20 protein-coding genes and 1 pseudogene are annotated in these 18,911 nt (G+C 69.0%); 7 read left to right on the forward strand and 14 right to left on the reverse strand.

The window, feature by feature from the left end; genetic code table 11:
• Positions 1-42 precede the first annotated feature (42 nt).
• Together BM349_RS11800 and BM349_RS11805 are read right to left on the reverse strand one after the other, a co-directional pair.
• On the reverse strand, positions 43-2,097 hold the full coding sequence (locus tag BM349_RS11800; RefSeq protein WP_091707017.1) for an ABC transporter ATP-binding protein: 2,055 nt from the start codon (positions 2,095-2,097) through the stop codon (positions 43-45).
• A gap of 49 nt (positions 2,098-2,146) precedes the next feature.
• The gene (locus BM349_RS11805; RefSeq protein ID WP_091707018.1) at positions 2,147-2,788 is read right to left on the reverse strand and encodes a DUF1345 domain-containing protein; all 642 of its coding nucleotides are present in this window, start codon (positions 2,786-2,788) and stop codon (positions 2,147-2,149) included.
• Between the two features lie 130 nt (positions 2,789-2,918).
• Between BM349_RS11805 and BM349_RS11810 the strand changes: the two genes are divergently transcribed.
• Both BM349_RS11810 and BM349_RS11815 read left to right on the forward strand, forming a co-directional pair.
• Entirely contained in the window at positions 2,919-4,442 is a 1,524-nt protein-coding gene (locus BM349_RS11810) for an MDR family MFS transporter (protein WP_091707019.1), read from the forward strand.
• Positions 4,443-4,548: 106 nt separating this feature from the next.
• A complete protein-coding gene (locus BM349_RS11815) occupies positions 4,549-5,127 on the forward strand; it encodes a carboxymuconolactone decarboxylase family protein (protein ID WP_091707280.1) in 579 nt (192 codons plus the stop codon).
• Between the two features lie 7 nt (positions 5,128-5,134).
• On the opposite strand, the gene BM349_RS11820 is transcribed toward BM349_RS11815, so the two are convergent.
• From BM349_RS11820 to BM349_RS11835, 4 genes are all read right to left on the reverse strand, one after another.
• Positions 5,135-5,647 (reverse strand): hypothetical protein, encoded by a 513-nt coding sequence (locus tag BM349_RS11820; protein WP_091707020.1) that lies wholly within the window; start codon positions 5,645-5,647, stop codon positions 5,135-5,137.
• 236 nt (positions 5,648-5,883) lie between these two features.
• Entirely contained in the window at positions 5,884-6,732 is an 849-nt protein-coding gene (locus BM349_RS11825) for an Fpg/Nei family DNA glycosylase (protein ID WP_091707021.1), read from the reverse strand.
• 252 nt (positions 6,733-6,984) lie between these two features.
• Positions 6,985-7,695, reverse strand: a complete 711-nt coding sequence (locus tag BM349_RS11830) for a GAF and ANTAR domain-containing protein (protein ID WP_217645662.1) — start codon at positions 7,693-7,695, stop codon at positions 6,985-6,987.
• Complete coding sequence (locus BM349_RS11835) at positions 7,692-8,375, reverse strand: GAF and ANTAR domain-containing protein (protein ID WP_254773844.1); 684 nt, start codon at positions 8,373-8,375, stop codon at positions 7,692-7,694. Before BM349_RS11835 ends, BM349_RS11830 begins: the two co-directional genes overlap by 4 nt.
• A 136-nt stretch (positions 8,376-8,511) precedes the next feature.
• Here BM349_RS11835 and BM349_RS11840 point away from each other — a divergent pair, with 136 nt between their 5' ends.
• On the forward strand, positions 8,512-9,156 hold the full coding sequence (locus BM349_RS11840; protein WP_139230922.1) for a hypothetical protein: 645 nt from the start codon (positions 8,512-8,514) through the stop codon (positions 9,154-9,156).
• A gap of 14 nt (positions 9,157-9,170) precedes the next feature.
• Here BM349_RS11840 and BM349_RS11845 read toward each other — a convergent pair.
• Positions 9,171-9,424: pseudogene (locus tag BM349_RS11845) on the reverse strand (metallophosphoesterase).
• Between the two features lie 69 nt (positions 9,425-9,493).
• Between BM349_RS11845 and BM349_RS11850 the strand changes: the two are divergent.
• Entirely contained in the window at positions 9,494-9,844 is a 351-nt protein-coding gene (locus BM349_RS11850) for a LysR family transcriptional regulator (protein WP_091707024.1), read from the forward strand.
• A gap of 21 nt (positions 9,845-9,865) precedes the next feature.
• On the opposite strand, the gene BM349_RS11855 is transcribed toward BM349_RS11850, so the two are convergent.
• From BM349_RS11855 to BM349_RS11865, 3 genes are read right to left on the reverse strand one after another with little or no spacing between them, the layout of a single operon-like run.
• Positions 9,866-10,447: an alpha/beta fold hydrolase gene (locus BM349_RS11855; protein ID WP_091707025.1), complete on the reverse strand. Its 582-nt coding sequence runs from the start codon at positions 10,445-10,447 to the stop codon at positions 9,866-9,868.
• Positions 10,448-10,484: 37 nt separating this feature from the next.
• Positions 10,485-11,558 (reverse strand): redox-regulated ATPase YchF, encoded by a 1,074-nt coding sequence (gene ychF / locus BM349_RS11860; RefSeq protein WP_091707026.1) that lies wholly within the window; start codon positions 11,556-11,558, stop codon positions 10,485-10,487.
• A 45-nt stretch (positions 11,559-11,603) separates the two neighbouring features.
• A complete protein-coding gene (locus tag BM349_RS11865) occupies positions 11,604-12,353 on the reverse strand; it encodes a class I SAM-dependent methyltransferase (protein WP_091707027.1) in 750 nt (249 codons plus the stop codon).
• A gap of 73 nt (positions 12,354-12,426) precedes the next feature.
• On the opposite strand from BM349_RS11865, the gene BM349_RS11870 reads away from it, so the two are divergent.
• Positions 12,427-13,050, forward strand: coding sequence for a 3'-5' exonuclease (locus tag BM349_RS11870; protein ID WP_091707028.1), 624 nt, complete (start codon positions 12,427-12,429; stop codon positions 13,048-13,050).
• A gap of 58 nt (positions 13,051-13,108) precedes the next feature.
• Positions 13,109-15,043, forward strand: coding sequence for a cell wall-binding repeat-containing protein (locus BM349_RS11875; protein WP_175525276.1), 1,935 nt, complete (start codon positions 13,109-13,111; stop codon positions 15,041-15,043).
• A 57-nt stretch (positions 15,044-15,100) separates the two neighbouring features.
• Here the strand turns inward: BM349_RS11875 and BM349_RS11880 are convergent, their stop codons facing one another.
• Complete coding sequence (locus BM349_RS11880; RefSeq protein WP_091707030.1) at positions 15,101-15,511, reverse strand: VOC family protein; 411 nt, start codon at positions 15,509-15,511, stop codon at positions 15,101-15,103.
• Positions 15,512-15,521: 10 nt separating this feature from the next.
• Positions 15,522-15,977 carry a helix-turn-helix transcriptional regulator gene (locus BM349_RS11885; protein WP_091707031.1) on the reverse strand — a complete coding sequence of 152 codons (456 nt, stop codon included), beginning with the start codon at positions 15,975-15,977 and terminating at the stop codon, positions 15,522-15,524.
• A gap of 52 nt (positions 15,978-16,029) precedes the next feature.
• Between BM349_RS11885 and BM349_RS11890 the strand changes: the two genes are divergently transcribed.
• Positions 16,030-17,373: a DNA recombination protein RmuC gene (locus BM349_RS11890; protein ID WP_091707032.1), complete on the forward strand. Its 1,344-nt coding sequence runs from the start codon at positions 16,030-16,032 to the stop codon at positions 17,371-17,373.
• 8 nt (positions 17,374-17,381) lie between these two features.
• Here BM349_RS11890 and BM349_RS11895 read toward each other — a convergent pair whose 3' ends face one another.
• Both BM349_RS11895 and glpX read right to left on the reverse strand, forming a co-directional pair.
• Positions 17,382-17,585 (reverse strand): UDP-N-acetylmuramyl pentapeptide phosphotransferase, encoded by a 204-nt coding sequence (locus tag BM349_RS11895; protein WP_091707033.1) that lies wholly within the window; start codon positions 17,583-17,585, stop codon positions 17,382-17,384.
• A gap of 167 nt (positions 17,586-17,752) precedes the next feature.
• The gene (gene glpX / locus BM349_RS11900) at positions 17,753-18,742 is read right to left on the reverse strand and encodes a class II fructose-bisphosphatase (protein WP_091707034.1); all 990 of its coding nucleotides are present in this window, start codon (positions 18,740-18,742) and stop codon (positions 17,753-17,755) included.
• Positions 18,743-18,911 lie beyond the last annotated feature (169 nt).

The raw sequence follows: 18,911 nt of genomic DNA on the forward strand, positions 1-18,911 counted from the left end.
GTGATCCAGGCCGGATGCCGCAACTCGCGCGCGAGGGAGGGGTCAGGCAGGCCAGGTGCGCTCGTCGGTGGGCGCGTCGTCGGCCAGGACCGTGAGCGGCCCGGTGAGCGAGAGCGAGCCGGTGAGCACGACGATCGGATCGTCGGGCGCGGGCGGTGCCGGGTCATCCGGTGCGCGATCGGCCCGCCGCGTCGGCAGCGCTCCCGCCGGCTCGGTCGCCTCGACCTCGAGGATCCGTGAGGCCGCGAGCTGCTGCGCGGCCAGCTCGGCGTACAGGCCGTCCTCGGCGATCAGCGTGGCATGAGTGCCCGACTCGACGATGCGGCCGCCGTCCACCACGTGGATCACATCCGCGCCGATCACCGTCGAGAGCCGGTGCGCGATCGACAGGGTGGTGCGACCGCGGGCCGCGGCATCCAGCGCCTCCTGCACGACGCGCTCCGAGACCGTGTCGAGGGCGGAGGTCGCCTCGTCCAGCAGCAGGACGGGCGGATCCTTCAGGAGTACCCGGGCGATGGCGATGCGCTGCTTCTCCCCGCCGGACAGGCGGTACCCGCGCTCGCCCACGATCGTGTCGTAGCCCTCCTCGAAGCCCGTGATGATGTGGTGGATGTTCGCGGCGCGGCATGCGTCCTCGAGCTCCTCCTGGGTCGCTTCGGGCTTCGCGTACAGCAGGTTCTCGCGGATCGTCGCGTGGAACAGATAGGTCTCCTGCGAGACGATCCCCACGTGATCGATGATCGACTCCTGCGTCAGCCGGCGCACATCCTCCCCGGCGAAGAGCACCTCGCCGCCCGATGCCTCGTACATCCGAGGAGTGAGGTACAGGACGGTCGTCTTGCCCGCTCCGGACGGGCCGACGAACGCGACGTGCTGCCCCGGCTCGGCCGTGAACGAGATCCCGCGGAGCGTGGGGCGGGCATCGGGCGCGGCATCCGGGTAGCGGAAGACGACATCCCGGAACTCGATGCGCCCGATCGGCCCGGGGGCGTCGGCGACCGTGATCGCGTCGGGGGCGTCGCTGATCGCCGGCACGAGGTCGAGGTACTCGAAGATGCGGGCGAAGAGGGCCCCCGAGGTCTGCACGTCGAGCGCGACGCGCATGAGTCCCATCAGCGGCATCAGCAGCCGAGCCTGCACCGTCGTGAACGCGACGATCGTTCCGGCTGTGATGACATCCGTGCCGCCGGTGATCAGGTAGCCGGAGACGAGGTAGATCACGGCGGGGACGCTCGCCATCAGCACCTGCACGACGGCGAAGAAGCCCTGCCCGCTCATCGCCCGTCGCACCTGGAGCCGCACCTGGTTCACGTTCTCGGTGCTGTAGCGGGCCGACTCGGTGCGCTGCCGGTTGAACGATTTCGAGAGCAGGATGCCGGACACGCTCAGCGTCTCCTGCGTGATGGAGGTGAGCTCGGAAAGGGACTCCTGGGTCTCGCCCGCGATGCGCGCCCGCACCTGACCGACGCGGCGCTGCACGATCACCAGGACCGGCATCATGACCACGGCGATCAGGGTGAGGCGCCAGTCGATGATGATCATCGCCACCAGCGATGCGATGACCGTGACGACGTTGCCCAGGATGCTGGTGACCGTGTTCGTCAGAACGCCCGAGACGCCGCCCACGTCGTTCTGCAGGCGCGACTGGATCACCCCGGTCTTGGTGCGCGTGAAGAAGCCGAGCTCCATCGCCTGGAGGTGCTCGAAGAGCTTTACGCGCAGGTCGCCGGTGACCCGGTTGCCGACCGTCGAGGTGAACCAGGTCTGCAGGACGCCGAGCCCGGCGGACAGGAAGAACAGGCCGATCATGATCAGCACGAGACGCAGCAGCAGCGGGAGGTCCGGCGGTCCGCCGTCGACCGGGAAGAGCGCCTGGTCGAAGATCTGCTGCACGATCAGCGCGGGCACGACTGCGATGGCGGCCCCCGCGATGACCAGGATGCCGGTGATCAGGATGCGGAAGCGGTAGGGGCGGAAGAGCGCGACAACCCGCCGACCGAGGTGCGGGATGCGCGGCGCCTCGGCGTTCAGCTTCTTCTGGGCCTCGATGTCGACGGGCCGGAATCCTGCTCCCGGCCCACCGCCCCTGCCACCCATGCTCACGTCGGCAAGCCTACTGACCGGCCCGGACGCGAGGGCCAGACGCTCAGCCCAGCCCGGTGACCAGGTTGATCACCGTCGCCAGGATGACCGCGCCGAAGAGGTAGGCCAGAAGCGTCTGGAAGATGACGATGCGCCGCATCTCGTTCGTGGTGAGGTTCGTGTCGGCGATCTGGTAGGTCATGCCCAGGCCGACCGCGACGTAGACGAAGTCGGTGTACATCGGATCGTCCTGCTGATTGAAGCTGATTCCGCCGACCGGATCGCGGTAGTAGACGTGCGCCAAGCGGAGCATGTAGTCCACCTGGATGAGCGCCCAGGAGCCGGCGACCGCGATCACCGCGATGCCCGCGAGGAGGAACGACTCGAACTCGGTGGTGTTCCTTGTCTGCAGCAGGACGACGGCCACGGCGAACAGGCTCGCGAAACTGCCCACCAGCGCGATGATCCGCGCGACGGCGCGACCGGGATCCTCCGAGATCGCGTGGGCGCGGGTCTGGGCGGCATCCATCCGCCAGATGGTCGCGAGGATCCACGCGACGCTCGTGATGCACAGCGCCGCCCACCCCGCCAGGAAGCCCGCGGCCACGCCGAGGGAGGGCCAGACGATCACGCCGACCACGATGCCGACGGCGAATGCGACCGCCGCGCGCACGTAGAGCTTCGGCTGCAGACGTGGCTCGGTCATACCCGAATGGTTTCACGTGATCGGGGAATGCCGTGTCCGACTCGGCCGTTACTGTTGGGGCTTGCTCTTTTTCGTGTGACCCGCCTACGGGACGGCGTTCCTGCACGCCGACCCCTCGAGGAGACGACCGATGGCCGCCACCGATACAACTCCAGGCACCGACAGCGTCCGCATCCCCGCGCCCGTCGCTGCCGTCCTCAGCCGCGCGGACAGCCGGATCATCTGGCTGCTGCTGCTGGCCGCATTCGTCGCGATCCTGAACGAGACGACGATGGGCGTGGCGATCCCGCACCTGATCGGCGACCTCGACATCACGGCCGTCCAGGCCCAATGGCTCACCACGGCGTTCATGCTCACGATGGCCGTCGTCATCCCGATCTCCGGGTTCCTCCTGCAGCGATTCACGACTCGGACGGTGTTCGTCGCGGCGATGAGCCTGTTCTCGCTCGGAACGCTCATCGCGTTCCTCTCGCCGGGTTTCCCGCTGCTGGTGGTGGCCCGGGTCGTGCAGGCGACCGGCACCGCGATCATGATGCCGCTGCTGATGACGACGATCATGACGCTGGTGCCGCCCGGCATCCGCGGCCGGATGATGGGCCGCGTCAGCATCGTGATCTCGCTCGCGCCGGCCATCGGGCCGACGCTATCCGGGCTGCTGCTGGACACCGTCGGCTGGCGCTGGATCTTCGGACTGATCCTCCCGATCGCGCTGATCGCGCTCGGCGTGGGAGCCCGCTGGATCCACAACATCGGCGAGCCCACAGATGCGCCGATCGACGTGCCGTCCGTGATCCTCTCGGCGTTCGGCTTCGGCGGAATCGTGTTCGGCCTGAGCCAGATCGGCGGAGCGGCGACGCACGGCGCGAGCGCCGCGGATGCCGCAGCGGCCGACGCGATGTCGGCTGTCACGCTGATCGTCTCGTTCGGCGTCGGGGTCATCGCACTCGGCCTGTTCATCTGGCGTCAGCTGCTGCTGCAGCGAAGCGACCGCGCCCTGCTCGATCTGCGTGTGTTCCGTTCGCTGAACTTCTCGCTTTCGATCACGCAGATGGGTCTGCTGTCCCTCGCCTTCTTCGGGGCGATCACGGTCGTGCCGCTGTACATGCAGAGCGTGCTCCAGGTCTCGGCGCTCGAGACCGGGCTCGTGGTGCTCCCGGGCGCGCTCGCGATGGGTCTCAGCGGTCCCCTGATCGGCCGCATCTACGACCGCTGGGGCACCCGAGTGCTGCTGATCCCCGGCTCGATCATCGCCAGCGCCGTCCTGTGGACCTACACGACCTTCGACGAGTTCACGCCCGTCTGGATGATCGCGATCGCGCAGACCGTGCTCTCGATCGGCCTCGCCCTCTCGTTCACGCCCCTGTTCACGGCGTCGCTCGGGTCGCTGCAGCCCAAGTTCTACTCGTACGGCTCCGCGGTCGTGGGCACCGTGCAGCAGGTCGCCGGCGCAGCCGGAATCGCGCTCATGATCACGATCATGGCCGCGGTGACGGCCAGTGGGGTCGACGCGGGCGCCTCCGAGGTCGCGGCAGGCGCTCAGGGCGCCCAGGCGGCCTTCACGATCGCCGCGATCGTGTCCCTCCCCCTCATCGTCGGCGCGTTCTTCATCCGCAAGCCGGCAGATCAGCCCTTCCCCGGCGCAGCCGCGCACTGACCCTCGTATCAGGCGCGGGCTCATGCCCTCGTCTCCAGGGGACGCGCGTGCCATGCTGGTGCGCGACCGCCGGATCGGTCCGGCGTGGTCCGTGAGGAGCGCAGCCATGATCGTGAACCCGCCCGCCGTCGACGAGGTCGCCGGGCACGCCGCCGACATGTATGAGAACGACATCCGTGACGACGGATTCGTCTTCAGCCATACCCGGGTCATGGCGATCAACCCCGAGGCCCACCAGGCGTTCGAGAACCTGATCCGCGCGATCGTTCCGTCGATCGGCGTGCGGACCTACGAGCTCGCGACCCTGGGCGCCGCGCGCGGCATCCCCTCTCCGCACTGCCTGCTCGCTCACGGGCGCAAGACCCTGCGCGCGGAGGCGCTCGATGAGGACCAGCTCGAACTGGTCGCGCTCGACTACGAAACGGCAGGCCTGGACGAGGCCGATGTCGCGGTCATGCGATTCGCCGAGAAGCTCTCGACCGACCCGGCCGCGATGACGGATGCCGACTCCCAGGCCCTGCGCGAGAACGGCTTCACGGATCGGCAGATCGTCGACATCGCGCTGGCCGCCGGCGCGCGCAACTACTTCAGCCGCGCGCTGCAGGCGCTCGCCGTGCCGGTCGAGGACGTTCCCGGACTGAGCCCGCGGCTCGCGGAGGCGCTGCTCTCACCCGTGCACCGCTGACCTGCGGTCAGTGGTGGATGAACGCCTTCAGGATGATCAGCACCCCGCCGAAGGCGGCGGTCAGCAGCGCGCTGGCCAATCGCAGCCAGAAGTGGTGGGTCCATTTGGCGACCGCGAGCCAGCCCAGCACGCCGAGGGCCAGTGCATCGATGAACAGCGCCAGCCAGACGGCGAAGTCGTCATCGACCGCCTTGGTGACGCCGAGCAGCAGCACGAAGATCGGAATCAGCGAGATGAGCAGCATCCCGAGCGAGTGATGGACGGCTGCCCGGAGACTCTCGGGAAGCCCCGCCCTGCCGTCGGTCGCCGCCAGGCGGGCGAGGGTCCCCGCGTACACGTGCGCGCAGAAGAACACGATCACGGTGACGACCACGGTGACCAGGGCGCTCAGTGAGGTGCCGGTCAGGTTGTAGCTGACCACGATCATTCCGGACACGAGGATCAATCCGTAGATCGCCTCCTCCGACATGAGGATGCGGGTCACCTTGGGCGTCGTACCCAGAAGCTCCTCGTCACTCATCGCGCCCTCCTCATCCAGAGTGGCAGATCGTCGACGGGGTCTCAGCCGGGACGGGCGTCGAGCGGGTGCGGGGTCAGATTCCCGTGCCGCAGGCGGATCCACCACAGCACGAAGCGCCGGACTCGGTCACCGCGAGGAGATTCTTGTCGTCCGCGAGGGGGAGGAGGGTCACGGGGGCCGGCAGCTGCGAAGTCGTCATGCGATCCATCGTAGCCGTGCGCGCGGGTCGCCCCTCCTCAGGCGAGCAGTGCGCCGCCGGTCTGGCAGGTCGGACAGTACTGCGCGGCCGCCCCGGAGAATGTGAATTCCCGGATCACATCACCGCACACCGGGCACGTCGCGCCGGTCTGGCGGTGGACGCGCAGGGCTGCGCGCTTGGTGTCACGGAGCTCAGAGGGGGCGACGCCGCGGCGCGCGTGCGTGGCGTCGGTCAGGATCTCGCGAGTCAGCTCGCCCAGTCGGGCCACCTCGTCGCGGGAGAGGCTCGCCGCGTGGGTCAGCGGCGAGATCTTCGCGGCGTGCAGGATCTCATCCGAGTAGGCGTTGCCGATGCCGGCGAACGCCGTCTGGTCCTGCAGGAGCGCCTTGACCTGTTTCCTGCGTCCGGCCAGGATCGCCGCGAAGCGCTCCGGAGTGAACTCGTCGCCCATCGGATCGAGACCGAGCTTCGCGATCGCCGGCACCTCCGCCGGGTCCGCGACGAGGTGCACGGTGAGAGCCTTCCACTGTCCGGCGTCCGTCAGGTCGAATCCCGCGCCGTCATCCAGCCGGAACCGCGCCATCAGCGTCGCGTCGCCCGCCCGTGTGAGTCCCTCGGGTGCGGAGTCGTGCCACAGCACCCATCCGTCGTGCCCGAAATGCACGATGACGTGCAACGGTGCCCCAGCTGGATCAGTCGTCTCGATGTCGATCATCTTGCCCAGGCGCGACACCCCCGTGATCCGGCTTCCGACAAGGTCTGCCGGTGACGGATGCTGCGTCTTGAGCGCCTTGGGAAGCAGGACGTCCATTGCGGTGAGGACGTGACCAGCGGCGTGGGCGGTGAGGAACGACGCGAGTTCCTGAACCTCTGGCGACTCCGGCATGGCCCCATGATTCCACGGCCCGGCGACATGACCGCCTCGACGGTCACCGGCGTGCGGTCCGTCCGCGCGAGCGGCAGCGGGCACCGCCACCGTCCCGCGTGCCGGTGGCGGCATCGGCGCACTCGGCGCCGGTGGGGAACGGTGCGCGAATGAGGACGGGGTCTTGGACCAGACCCGGACATCGACAGCCGATGACGCCACCGGGGTCTGGAGTGACGTATCGAGTCTACGGCTCCGCGCGCGCCGATGGCATCACAGGCGCAGGCTGCGGTCGACGATCCTGGCTGCGACGACGCTCAGCCCCACGTTGTGGGACCGTGCGTGCTCGCGCATCAGAGTGAAGGCCTCATCGATCGACACACCGCTCGTGTGCGAGACGACGCCCTTGGCCTGTTCGATCACGATGCGACTGTTCAGCGCGGTCTGCAGCTGCCGGCTCAGCACCGCGCTCTCGCGGAGCGTGCGCTCGTGCAGGATGCCGATCGTCGCGACGTCGGCGAACGCCTGCGCGGCCAGCACCGCGTCTTCCGGGGCGGCCCCGGGCGCGTCGCGCAGCAGGTTGAGCGTTCCGATGGTCGAGTCGCGCAAGCGCAGCGGCAGCGCGTCCATCGCACGGAACCCCTGCGCGATGGCACTCTCGCGGAACTGCCGCCACTCGTCGTCCGCGGTCGCGATGTCGCGGACCGACACGCGCTGGCCGGACCGGAAGCTCTCGATGCAAGGGCCGGCCTCGGCGCTCAGCTGCATCATCTCGACGAGACGACTTGCCTCACTCGTGGAGGCGACCAGCTCGAGCTCCCCTCGCGCGTCCGCGAGCAGGATGCCGGCGGCAGTCATGTCGAGCACATCGCGACACGTGTCGACGAGCAGCTGAAGGAGGTCGACGACGTCGTAGTCGTCGACGAGGGTGTCGGCGAGCGTGACGAAGGTCTGCAGGAGTCTCCGCTGCGTCACGTCGTTCACAGCGCCACCTCGATCCGGCCGGCCGCACGGATGAATCGAAGCCGCCCGTCGATGATGTCCTGAGCGACCTCCATCATCGGGCGACCGGCCGCGAAAGCCTGTCCCTGGATCATCAGGCGCGCGTCGTCGGCCGAGATGTCGACCTGCGCGAGCACGACACCCGTCGCCTGGTGGATCAGCCGCCGCGAGAACGCACTGACCGGCTCATTCGCATCGTCGCCGATCGAGGCAAGAGCCCGGCGCAGCACATGCCGGCTGACGATCTCGGCCATCGCCTCCGCCTGATGGGCCTGCGTGTCGCTGAGACTCACGGGGATGCGCGAGTACAGATCGACCGCGCCGAATCGCAGGGGTCCGATAGCCAAGGGGAAGGCGAAGACGGAGTTGACGCCGTCGGGGACGATCGACTGGGCGAACGCCGGCCATCGCTCCCGCCCCGCCGTGCCGACCGCAGGTTCGAGCACGGGGGTTGCCGAGCGCATCGCATCCCAGCACGGTCCCTCACCGAGGTCGAACTGGATCTCGTCGATGCGCGCAGCCTGGGAATCGCTCGCCGCGATCGTCTCGCTGCCCAGGACGTGCCCGATCGTCGACACCGCCGCGCCGGCGACGGGAAGGACGGACAGGAAGGCGCCGCAGTACCGCTCCGGCTGATCCGGAGCGTTCTCCAGCGTGTCCATCGCCGAATGGAACGAGTCCCTCACAGTGCTGCACCTCCTCCCGCAAACGCTACTCCGGCTCGGGCGCCCGCACTCATCGGAGTGCCCCGTCGATCCACGGAAGGCGGGCCGGGATTCGGAATCTATGCTGTCCACTGTGCTCCACCGCCGCCTCCTCGCGATCTCGTTCGTCGCAGTGCTCTGCCTGACGGGCTGCGCTCCGTCCTCGCCGGGCACCGGCGGGCCTGCCGCCTCATCCACGAGCCCCCCGTCATCGGCGACGCCGCCCTCGCCGGTGTCGGATGCGGCACTCGTCGTCACGCTCGACGGGCTCGAGGTTCAGCGCACGGACGGTGCCGACGTCGTCGGATACGCCGACACCGCAGACCTGGTCGCGCTCATCGAGGGGCTCGTGGGCGCCGCTCCCGAGGTCAGCCGCGACGACCGCCACGAGGTGGATTTCTACAACTGGCCGGGAGTCACGGTCATCGGCTCGGTCGCAGGACCGGCGAGCGTCGCCTTCACGGCCTCGGAGCTCGGCGGTCTCCCGATCACCACCGTGGAAGGGCTGGCGGTCGGCTCCACACGTGAGGAGGCGCTGTCGGCGGGCGCGTGGAACGGGGGCTGGGACGCCGACGGCGACGGGACTCCGGAATTCCTCGGAATCGGATCACGCGAAGTCCCGGGCACCGAGTCCATGACCCATCCCGGCTCGGTCGGGACCCAGTTCGTGTTCCTGCTGATGGACGGCGACCTCGTCGAGCAGATCCAGGCGCCGTCGAACGACTTCAGCGACCTCTGATCGCCCGCGGCCGGCTACACCTCGATGAGGTCGACAGGCCCGAGCGTGCCGTCCTCGACGGTGAGCGTCATCATCGTGCAGTGGGGCTGCCGGCGCCGATCGGTCGGCGAGCCCGGGTTGAGCAGGCGAAGTCCGCCGGGGCTGCCACCCAGTCACCCGCGTGGATCACCAGATCCGCTCGATCGGCGGCGGATCGCACGGCCGTGGGAAGACTGCGTGCCCGACCCGGGATGTGGGTGTCGGAGATCAGGAGCAGACGCGTCGCCATGGCGCCGACGCTACTTCAGCTCCCACATCGCCGCCTATCCTGGGCAGGGACGCTACCGGAAGGGTGCCCGTGAGTATCACGCTGCTGAAGCGGTTCGTCGCACTCGTCGCCGAGGGCCTCCACTTTCCGCGGGCTGCGAAGGCGCTCGGCATCCCGCTTGCCTCGCTCTACTCATCCATCGACAAGCTCGAAGCCGAGGTGGGCCATCCGCTCATCACACGCGCCAAGAGCGGGATGACCCTGACGCCGGCCGGGACGCTGCTGCTCGAGGAGGCCGAACGGCAGATCGCAGAGGCACCCGATGCGCCCGGGTCACCTGCTGCGCCGGCGGGTGGCAAGGCCAAGGCCTCGAAGGGCAAGGGCCGTGCCCCGGTGGTGAAGGGACAGCCGAAGCCGTTCACGAAGCGGCAGGGCCGCTAGCGCTTCATCGTGGCGCGCAGGCTAGTCCCAGTCGAGGTAGTCCTCGATCGCCCACGATGTGGCGCCGACGTGCGTCGCCGGGAACATGTGCGTGCCACCCTCGATCCGCACCGCGCTCACGCGGTCGGGGGCGGACGCCTGAAGGTCGTCGCCGTTCGACGGCGGCGTCACCTCATCGTCGGTTCCCTGGATCACGAGCACCGGCACGCCCTGTGCGAGCGGAGGCAGCTCCCCCGTGCCCTCGGCCGGTCCTTCGACACCGAGCAGCAGGACGCCGTTGACCCGGTCGTGGTGGTCGACCGAAGCGATGCGCGCGACCGATCCGCCGAACCCATGACCGCCGACCCAGGCGTGATCGACACCGAGATGATCCATCACGTCGATGACGTCCTGCGCGATGTCCTGCAACGAGACATCGGGGTCCGACCCGCGCGGGCCGATGCGGACGACACGGAAATCCGCCTCGGCGATCGAGTGTGCGAGCGCGGCCAGATAGTCGATCGTCCGACCTTGCCCCGGAATCAGGACGAGGGCGGGACCTGCCCCGTCGATCGCGTACGGAATCGCGCGGCCGTCGACGTCGAAGATCTGCGTGTCGGTCATTGCGGAGCGTCCTCTCGTGGGCGGGGTCGGTGTCGGATCAGACGTTGAATCTGAACTCCACGACATCGCCGTCGTGCATCACGTAGTCCTTGCCCTCGAGCCGGGCCTTGCCGCGATGGCGGGCCTCCAGCACGGACCCGGCATCGATCAGGTCGACGAAGGAGATCACCTCGGCCTTGATGAAGCCCTTCTCGAAATCCGTGTGGATCACGCCTGCCGCCTGCGGGGCCTTCCAGCCCTTGCCGATCGTCCAGGCCCGGGCCTCCTTCGGGCCGGCCGTGAGATAGGTCTGCAGCCCGAGGGTGTCGAAGCCGATGCGGGCGAGCTGGTCGATACCCGACTCCTCCTGACCGGTGGAGGCGAGCAGCTCGGCGGCATCCTCGGGCTCCAGGTCGATGAGCTCCGACTCGATCTTCGCGTCGAGGAACACCGCGTGCGCAGGTGCGACCAGGGCTTCGAGCTCGGCGATGCGGGCCGCGTCCGTCAGCACCGCCTCGTCGACGTTGAAGACGTAGATGTACGGCTTCGCGGTCATCAGCCCGAGCTCCTTGACCGGCGCGAGGTCGAGGCCCGAGTGCGAGAGCAGGATGCCGCGCTCCAGGGCGTCCTTCGCCGCGACGGCGGCCTCGAGGGTCGCAGCATCCGCTCGCTTGCCCTTGACGTCCTTCTCGAGTCTCGGGATGGCCTTCTCGAGCGTCTGCAGGTCGGCGAGCATCAGCTCGGCGTTGATGGTCTCCAGATCGCCCTTCGGATCGACCGCGCCCTCGACGTGCACGACGTCGTCGTCCGTGAAGCCGCGGACCACCTGCGCGATCGCGTCAGCCTCACGGATGTTCGCGAGGAACTGGTTCCCGAGCCCTTCGCCCTCGCTCGCACCTCGCACGATTCCGGCGATGTCGACGAACGACACCGTCGCCGGCAGGATGCGCTCGGAGTGGAACACCTCCGCGAGCTTCGCGAGGCGCGGGTCCGGCAGGCTGACGACGCCGACGTTCGGCTCGATCGTCGCGAACGGATAGTTCGCAGCGAGCACGTCGTTCTTGGTCAGCGCGTTGAAGAGGGTGGACTTGCCGACGTTGGGCAGGCCGACGATGCCGATAGTGAGAGCCACGGGAGTCCAGTCTACGTGGGCGGGATGCCGCGACCCGGCGCCCGGTCAGGGGCGCAGCGCCCGATACGCGCGCGTCACGTACGGCAGTTCCACGACCGCGTCGCCGACTGCGCCGATGTCATCGAAGAGCTCTGCGAGGCCGTCCTCGATGCGCGCACGGTCCTCCGCGGCCGCCGTGATGATGTAGCTGCGCGAGCGCGCCATGGCAAGCAGCGTCTCGCGGTTCATCGGGCGCGACCAGCTCCAGCGGCGAGCCTCGGCCGTGCCGAACGGCGCCGCCAGCGGTGGGTCTCCTTCCGCGAGCATCTCCTCGGCGTGGCTGCCGTGCATGATCTCCGTCAGCCGAGCGACCCAGGGCACGCTCTCGTCGCGGATGTTCCAGATCAAGCCGAGCACTCCCCCGGAGCGCAGCACCCGTGCGACCTCGGCAGAGCCGCCGACCGGCTCCACCCAATGCCAGGCCTGACCCAGCAGGACCGCGTCCAGGCTCGCGTCGGGCACCGGAAGGCTTTCGGCCGATCCGACGAAGGTCGGCACCCCGTGCACGTGCTCGCGCAGGACGGCGAGCATCTTGGGGTCGGGATCGATCGCCACGACCTCGGCGCCGAGCTCGACCGCCGAGCGCGTCAGCTTACCCGTCCCGGCGCCGACATCGGCGACGCGGATGCTGCGCTCACCGCCCGCGACCGGCTGGAGCATCCAGTCGACGGCCTGGATCGGATAGTCGGGCCGGCCGGACTCGTAGGTTCCGGCGGCGGACCCGAACGACGTGGACATCTCCTCGTTGCTGGCCATGCGTCGACCCTAATGGGGCTCCGTCCCGGCGCGCCTGCGTCGCGGTTCGCCCGGCCGCGCCGAGTCTGGAGGCGTGCCATTGGATTTCACCGCGATCGACTTCGAAACGGCGAACTCCAGCAACGCGTCGGCCTGCGCCGTCGGCCTCGTCCGCGTCCGCGACGGCCGCGTCGTCGCGACGACCGGCTGGCTCATCCAGCCGCCACCGGGGCATGACCGGTTCTTCGAGCTGAACACGCGCATCCACGGCCTGCGCGCCGAGGACGTCGACGGCGCCAAGACGTGGAGCGAGCAGCTCGACGACCTTGCGGCCTTCGTCGGCGATGACGTGCTGGTGGCCCACAACGCCGGCTTCGACATGATGGTGCTGCGTCGCGCGTGCGAAGCGACCGGCGATTCATACGCCCCGTATCGCTACGTGTGCAGCCTCCAGGTGTCGCGCAAGCTCTACGACCTCGAGTCCTATCGCCTCCCGTCGGTCGCAGCGGCCGCCGGCTTCCTCGACTTCCCCCATCACGATCCGACGGCGGACGCGCTCGCCTGCGCGCATATCATGGTCCATGCGGCGCAGCTGGTCGGCGCGAAGGACATCGGCGCACTCGCCGAGGCGGCGGCCGTGCGGGTCTCGCGGGTCTTCGTCCCGGAGCCCGTGGCACCGGCGCAGCCGATGCTGCCCCTGCTCGACGCGTTCGTCTGACGCCCGATTCTCGACGCTCGGAAGCCCCACCATGCGCTGTACGAAGGTTCGCCTGCTCATGGCGGTCGCCGCCGCGACCGTCGCAGGCCTCTTTGCGGGCACCGCGGCGTACGCCGCACCTCCCCAGCCGATCGAGGATCCGGCGTCGGCGACCAGCATCGTGCGCCTCGGCGGTGCGACGCGCTATGAGACCAGCGTCGCCGTGTCGCAGCGGTACGAACCCGGGGTCGCCGCGGCGTTCGTGGCGACGGGGACGGACTACCCGGATGCGCTCGCCGCGGCCGCCGCGGCGGCCTCGCTCGGAGCTCCGCTCCTGCTCACCCAGCCCGGCGCGCTCCCCCTCGTCGTCGCCGAGGAGCTCGCGCGGCTCCAGCCGACGAAGATCTACGTCCTGGGCGGCACCGGCGCCGTCTCGGCATCCGTCGTCGCGCGGCTCTCGGCGATGGCGCCGACGGAGCGCATCGGCGGCGCCGATCGATATTCGACGGCGGAGAAGCTGATCGACACGGTGTTCGGGAGCGCGACGCACATCTTCCTGGCCACGGGTCTCGGTTTTCCCGACGCGCTCGGTGCCTCCGGTGCAGCGGGGAGTCTTGGCGCACCGCTCCTCCTGGTCAACGGCCGCGGCACGACGCTTCCAGCGTCCACGATGGAAGCGCTGAAGCGCTGGGGCGTGGCAGACGTGTCGATCGCCGGTGGCCACGGAGCCATCGACCTGCGCATCGAGCAGCAGCTTCGCACCGAGGGATTCACGGTGAGCCGGCACGCGGGGGCATCGCGCTATGAGACCGCGGCAGCGCTCTACAACGCCTACTTCACGGATGCCGCGCCCGACGCCGCCTTCCTCGCGACCGGCACCGATTACCCTGACGCGCTGTCGGCAGCGGCGCTCGCGGGACGCATGCAGGCACCGCTGCTGCTCACCCAGCCGGAGTGCGTGCCGTGGGCGCCACACGTCGCGCTCAGCACGGTCTCAGCACCGGAACGCATCGTGATCGGCGGCGAGGGTGCAGTTTCTGAGGCCGCCGCCGCCAACACCCCCTGCTCATCGCAGCCGCCGGCCCAACCCGGCTTCGCGATGACCGGGTGGCAGTTCGACCCCGCCGCGGCCGCGCCGTACTCCGACCGGCCGCCCGTGAACGTCGACGATCCGGCCATCGTGCTGGATGCCACAGGACTGCGTGTCTACCTGCGGAGGGACAACGGGGCGCGCGCGGATCATCCGGTGGCGTATGCCCAGTACGGGATCTCGGCGCTCATGGAGTACCAGCGCACAGGCGACACGATCTGGCTGGACCGCGCGACGCGGCACGCCGAGCGCCTGGAGCAGATCCACACGGAGCGCGCGGGAGCGTGGTGGTTCCCCTACATGTTCCCGTGGACCTACTACCAGCGCACGCTGACCGAGCCGTGGTGGTCGGGGATGGCCCAGGGACAGGCTCTCTCACTGTTCGTCCGCCTCTACGACGAGACCGGCGACGCGCGCTGGGAGAACGCCGCTCACCGAACCTGGCAGAGCTTCCTCCAGCCCCGGTCCCAGGCAGAACCGTGGTCGACCCTCGTGGACGGCGATCGTCTGTTCTTCGAGGAGTACGCCGGCGATCAGCCCCCGCTCCTCGTGCTCAACGGGCACGTGTTCGCGATCTTCGGCATCTACGACTACTGGCGACTGACCGACGACCCCGATGCGCTTCGACTCCTCGACGGCGGGGCGACGACGACGCTCGCGATCATGCCCGACGTCCGCAACCCCGGCGCAGTGTCGTACTACTGCGTGCAGCCGGACTACTGCAAGAGCCCGCTCTGGCAGAACTCGGCGTATCACGCGATCCACTCGTGGCAGCTCGACACGCTCGCGCGCCTCACTCACGATGAGAGCTTCAGCGAGTGGGCCGACCTGCTGCGCGATGACTGGACCCCCGCTGCCGGGCGCTTCTCGGCGCCGGATGAGCCGAGCCTGCCGCTCGGCTGGGACGACGGTCCGCCGCAGTAGGTCTGGGGTTCCTGCCAGCACGCCGGCCGTCGGATCTGCGGGCGGCGCCGCTGCGAATCAGGCCGCGGGTGCCTGCGCGATCCGGACCATGTTGCCGGACGGGTCGCGGAACGCGCAGTCGCGCTGGCCCCAGCCCATGTCGATCGGCTCCTGCAGCACTTCGGCGCCGGAGGCACGCACGGTCTCGAATGTTGCATCCAGGTCGTCGGTGTTGAACACGAGCATGGGCAGGACGCCCTTCGTGAGCAGTTCCTGCATCGCGTCGCCGTCCGCCTGCGAGCGGCCGGCGTGCGGTTCCGAGAGAACGATGCCCAGACCGGGTTGCGCGGGCGTGCCGAGCGTCACCCAGCGGAAGTTCCCCGAGGCGACGTCGTTCTGCACCTCGAGGCCGAGCGCGTCGCGATAGAACGCGATCGACTCGTCGACATCGGCCACGGTGACGTTGGTGTACTGAAGTGCGATTGTCATGCGAGCGACGCTACGCCGCCGTGTTCGCGCGCACTTCTTCGATCCTGCTCGATGCCGCTGCGTCCGCCGGGCGGCGGCTCGGCCGCGTCTGGGTCTTCGCCACGCATGCGGGCATCGCCTCGACCGCGTAGTGCTCCTGCCGCCGATACTCTGACGCCGTCATCCCGACGATCTCCGCGAATCGCGAGCTGAAGGAGCCGAGTGACGTACACCCGACGGCCATGCACGCGTCGGTCACGCTCGCTCCACCCCGCAGCAGCGCCATCGCACGCTCGATCCGGCGCGTCATCAGGTGGTTGTAGGGCGTCTCCCCATAGGCGGCACGGAACTGACGCGAGAAGTGCGCGGGAGACATGAGCGCCTTCGCAGCCATCGTCGGCACGTCCAACGGCTTGGCGTAATCGCGGTCGATCAGGTCACGAGCGCGGCGCAGGAGCGCCAGGTTCTCGAGTTCCTGAGGGGTCATGGAAAAGACGGTAGCACCGGGCGATGTCCGCCGCCCGGGGCATCCTGGGTGCATGGATGCATTCACCGTCTCGATGATCGTGATCGGATGCCTGGCCGCCGGCGTTCTGGCCGGCTGGGCTGCGGGCGGCGCCCGCGCGACGACGCGTTCGGCACAGGCGACCTCGGATCTGCGCGCCCGCCTCGCTGCGAGCGAGGCGAGTCGGCAGGGCGTGCACGCGCAGCTCGAGCACCAGCAGCTGCTGTACCGCGAGCTGGCCGCCCAGGCGCGCAGCGACCAGGCATCCCGCGAGGAGCGCGAACGCCGCGAGCAGGCGGTGCTGCGTGCGCTGGCCCCGGTGCACGAGACGCTCCAGTCGATGCAGAGCAAGGTGGATGACCTCGAGCGAGACCGCCATGCCCAATTCGGCACGCTCGCCGAGCAGCTGCGGCAGGCCCATCAATCCGGTGAGGCACTGCGGGCGACGACCGAATCGCTCGCCAGCGCCCTGCGCTCGGGGAGCACGCGCGGCGTCTGGGGCGAGACCCAGCTGCGGCGCGTCGTCGAGGCCGCTGGGCTCACCCGCTACATCGACTTCGACACGCAGACCTCCATCACCTCGGATGCCGGAGCCGGCCGGCCCGACATGATCATCCGCCTTCCCGGCGAGAAGGCGATCGCCGTCGATGCGAAGGTCCCCTTCGACGCATATCTCGAGGCCAGCGCGATCCCCCTCACGGCATCGGGCGCTGAGGGGGCGCGCCGCAAGACGCTGCTGGACCGGCACGTGAAGGCGCTCCGCGCCCACATCGACGCGCTCGCACGCAAGACCTACTGGGCGGGACTCGTCTCGAGCCCCGAATTCGTCGTCTGCTTCGTGCCCAGCGAGTCTCTCCTCGCCGCGGCACTGGAGGAGGACCCGTCGCTGCTGGAGTACGCGTTCGGCAAGCGCGTCGCGCTCGCCTCCCCGGTCAACCTCTGGGCGGTGCTCAAGACCGTCGCCTACACGTGGACGCAGCAGGATGTGTCGCAGGAGGCACGTGCCCTGTTCGACCTCGGCAACGAGCTCTACGAGCGGCTCGCCACGCTGGCCGGCCACGCCGACGATCTCCGGCGCGCGATCGAGCGCACTGTCGACAGTTACAACCGGTTCGCCGGGTCGCTCGAATCGCGTGTGCTCGTCACCGCGCGCCGGTTTCCCGGCATCGACCAGACCAAGCTCGACGCGCTCGACCAGCCCACGTTGGTGCAGAGGGCTCCACGGCGGCTGACCGCGCCGGAACTCCTCGACGCCGCACTCGACCTCGAGAGCAATGGCCCGCGGTCCTCCGTCACGGCGGATGCCGCATCCGATGACGCCCCGCTCATCGCCGATCTCGGCGACGTGCGCGAACGCATCTCACCGCAAGCGGAGTGACTGCGGGATCAGCCGGGAACGAAGCTCAGCAGGGCGATGACGGCGACAGAGACGGCGACGAAAGCGCCGATCATCCACCACGCCGAAAGCTGATGGTCATCGTCTCGTCGAACGCGGAACAGCACATCTGGCCGGCGAGCGGGGTCCGTCGCGTTCGCCACGACGGCGATCGCGCCTGTCTGCGGCTTCGCGCCGCTCGGCTGTGCCGACATCGACAACTCCCTCGGGTCAGAGAACACTGCTGCGTCCGCATTGACACCGGTTCGATTGTGCCAGAGTCGACGCGTTTCACACATCACGACTCAATCACATCTGCAACTCCGACCACACCCGCATCAGCAGGCGCATCCGCATCAGGGATGGACGTCGGAGTGAACCGCTACAGCCACTTCGAGGTGAGATGCTCCGACACGATGCGACGAAGCGTGCCCGAGCGGCCGCGCAGCACGACACTCTCGCTGTAGATGAAATCGCCCTCGCGCCGGACACCTGCCACGAGCTGGCCGTCGGTGACGCCGGTCGCCACGAAGATCGTGTTCTGGCCCGTGACGAGCTCATCGGCTTCGTACACGTGGCCATCGGTCCTGAGACCGTGATCGGCGCCCTTCTGCTTCTCGTCGTCGTTTCGCGGCCACAGGATGCCCTGGATATGGCCGCCGAGAGCCTTGATCGCGCACGCCGTCACGATGCCTTCAGGGCTGCCGCCGACGCCGACGCACATGTCGGTGCGGGCGTTGTGCCGGGCGGCGTTGATCCCGCCGGCGACGTCGCCGTCGGACATCAGGCGCGTCCCCGCCCCGGCCTCTCGGATATCGACGATGAGCTGCTCGTGGCGCGGACGGTTCAGCACCGACACGACCATCTCGTCGATCGGCTTGTCGAGGGCTTTGGCGAGCAGGCGGATGTTCTCGCCGATCGGCAGGCGGATGTCGACGACGCCGACGCCGGCCGGGCCGGTCACGAGCTTGTCCATGTAGAAGACCGTGGATGCGTCGAGCATGCTGCCGCGATCCGAGACAGCGATCACGGAGAGCGCGTTCTGCCGACCGGCGGCGGTCAGCGAGGTGCCGTCGATCGGGTCGACGGCGACATCGCACTGAGGGCCGCGGCCGTTGCCCACCTTCTCGCCGTTGAACAGCATCGGCGCTTCATCCTTCTCGCCCTCGCCGATCACGATCGTCCCGTCGAAGTTGACCGTGGTGAAGAATGCGCGCATCGCATCGACTGCCGCAGCGTCGGCCGCGAGTTTGTCACCTCGCCCGATGAAGGGCACCGCGCGGATCGCTGCGGCCTCCGTTGCACGCACCAATTCCAGCGCGAGGTTGCGGTCGGGATGCAGCGGACTCATGTCGGCGGTAAGACTCACCATGAGGTCAGCCTAGCCACCGCCCGCTGCTCGGTCCGGCGGTCAGGCGTTCGCGGGACACGAAGGAATCGCGTTTCTTGCGGCAGCGGTATGAGGCGCGCGCACGGAGCACAGCGGGAGGTCCCGACCTCCGCTCGCGGCGCGCCCTTCGCTAGAGTGACCGTAACCCTGC

This window comes from Microbacterium sp. cf046, from assembly GCF_900114345.1.
In the GTDB taxonomy this organism is placed as follows: domain Bacteria; phylum Actinomycetota; class Actinomycetes; order Actinomycetales; family Microbacteriaceae; genus Microbacterium.

Coding starts and splice junctions, on each gene's coding strand:
- BM349_RS11855 (WP_091707025.1), bottom strand. CDS start 10,447: ATGACCGACACGCAGATCTTCGACGTCGACGGCCGCGCGATTCCGTAC.
- BM349_RS11825 (WP_091707021.1), bottom strand. CDS start 6,732: ATGCCGGAGTCGCCAGAGGTTCAGGAACTCGCGTCGTTCCTCACCGCC.
- BM349_RS11820 (WP_091707020.1), bottom strand. CDS start 5,647: ATGAGTGACGAGGAGCTTCTGGGTACGACGCCCAAGGTGACCCGCATC.
- BM349_RS11895 (WP_091707033.1), bottom strand. CDS start 17,585: ATGTCGGCACAGCCGAGCGGCGCGAAGCCGCAGACAGGCGCGATCGCC.
- BM349_RS11865 (WP_091707027.1), bottom strand. CDS start 12,353: ATGGCCAGCAACGAGGAGATGTCCACGTCGTTCGGGTCCGCCGCCGGA.
- BM349_RS11800 (WP_091707017.1), bottom strand. CDS start 2,097: ATGGGTGGCAGGGGCGGTGGGCCGGGAGCAGGATTCCGGCCCGTCGAC.
- BM349_RS11885 (WP_091707031.1), bottom strand. CDS start 15,977: ATGACCCCTCAGGAACTCGAGAACCTGGCGCTCCTGCGCCGCGCTCGT.
- BM349_RS11890 (WP_091707032.1), top strand. CDS start 16,030: ATGGATGCATTCACCGTCTCGATGATCGTGATCGGATGCCTGGCCGCC.
- glpX (WP_091707034.1), bottom strand. CDS start 18,742: ATGGTGAGTCTTACCGCCGACATGAGTCCGCTGCATCCCGACCGCAAC.
- BM349_RS11835 (WP_254773844.1), bottom strand. CDS start 8,375: ATGGACACGCTGGAGAACGCTCCGGATCAGCCGGAGCGGTACTGCGGC.
- BM349_RS11880 (WP_091707030.1), bottom strand. CDS start 15,511: ATGACAATCGCACTTCAGTACACCAACGTCACCGTGGCCGATGTCGAC.
- BM349_RS11815 (WP_091707280.1), top strand. CDS start 4,549: ATGATCGTGAACCCGCCCGCCGTCGACGAGGTCGCCGGGCACGCCGCC.
- BM349_RS11805 (WP_091707018.1), bottom strand. CDS start 2,788: ATGACCGAGCCACGTCTGCAGCCGAAGCTCTACGTGCGCGCGGCGGTC.
- BM349_RS11875 (WP_175525276.1), top strand. CDS start 13,109: ATGGCGGTCGCCGCCGCGACCGTCGCAGGCCTCTTTGCGGGCACCGCG.
- BM349_RS11810 (WP_091707019.1), top strand. CDS start 2,919: ATGGCCGCCACCGATACAACTCCAGGCACCGACAGCGTCCGCATCCCC.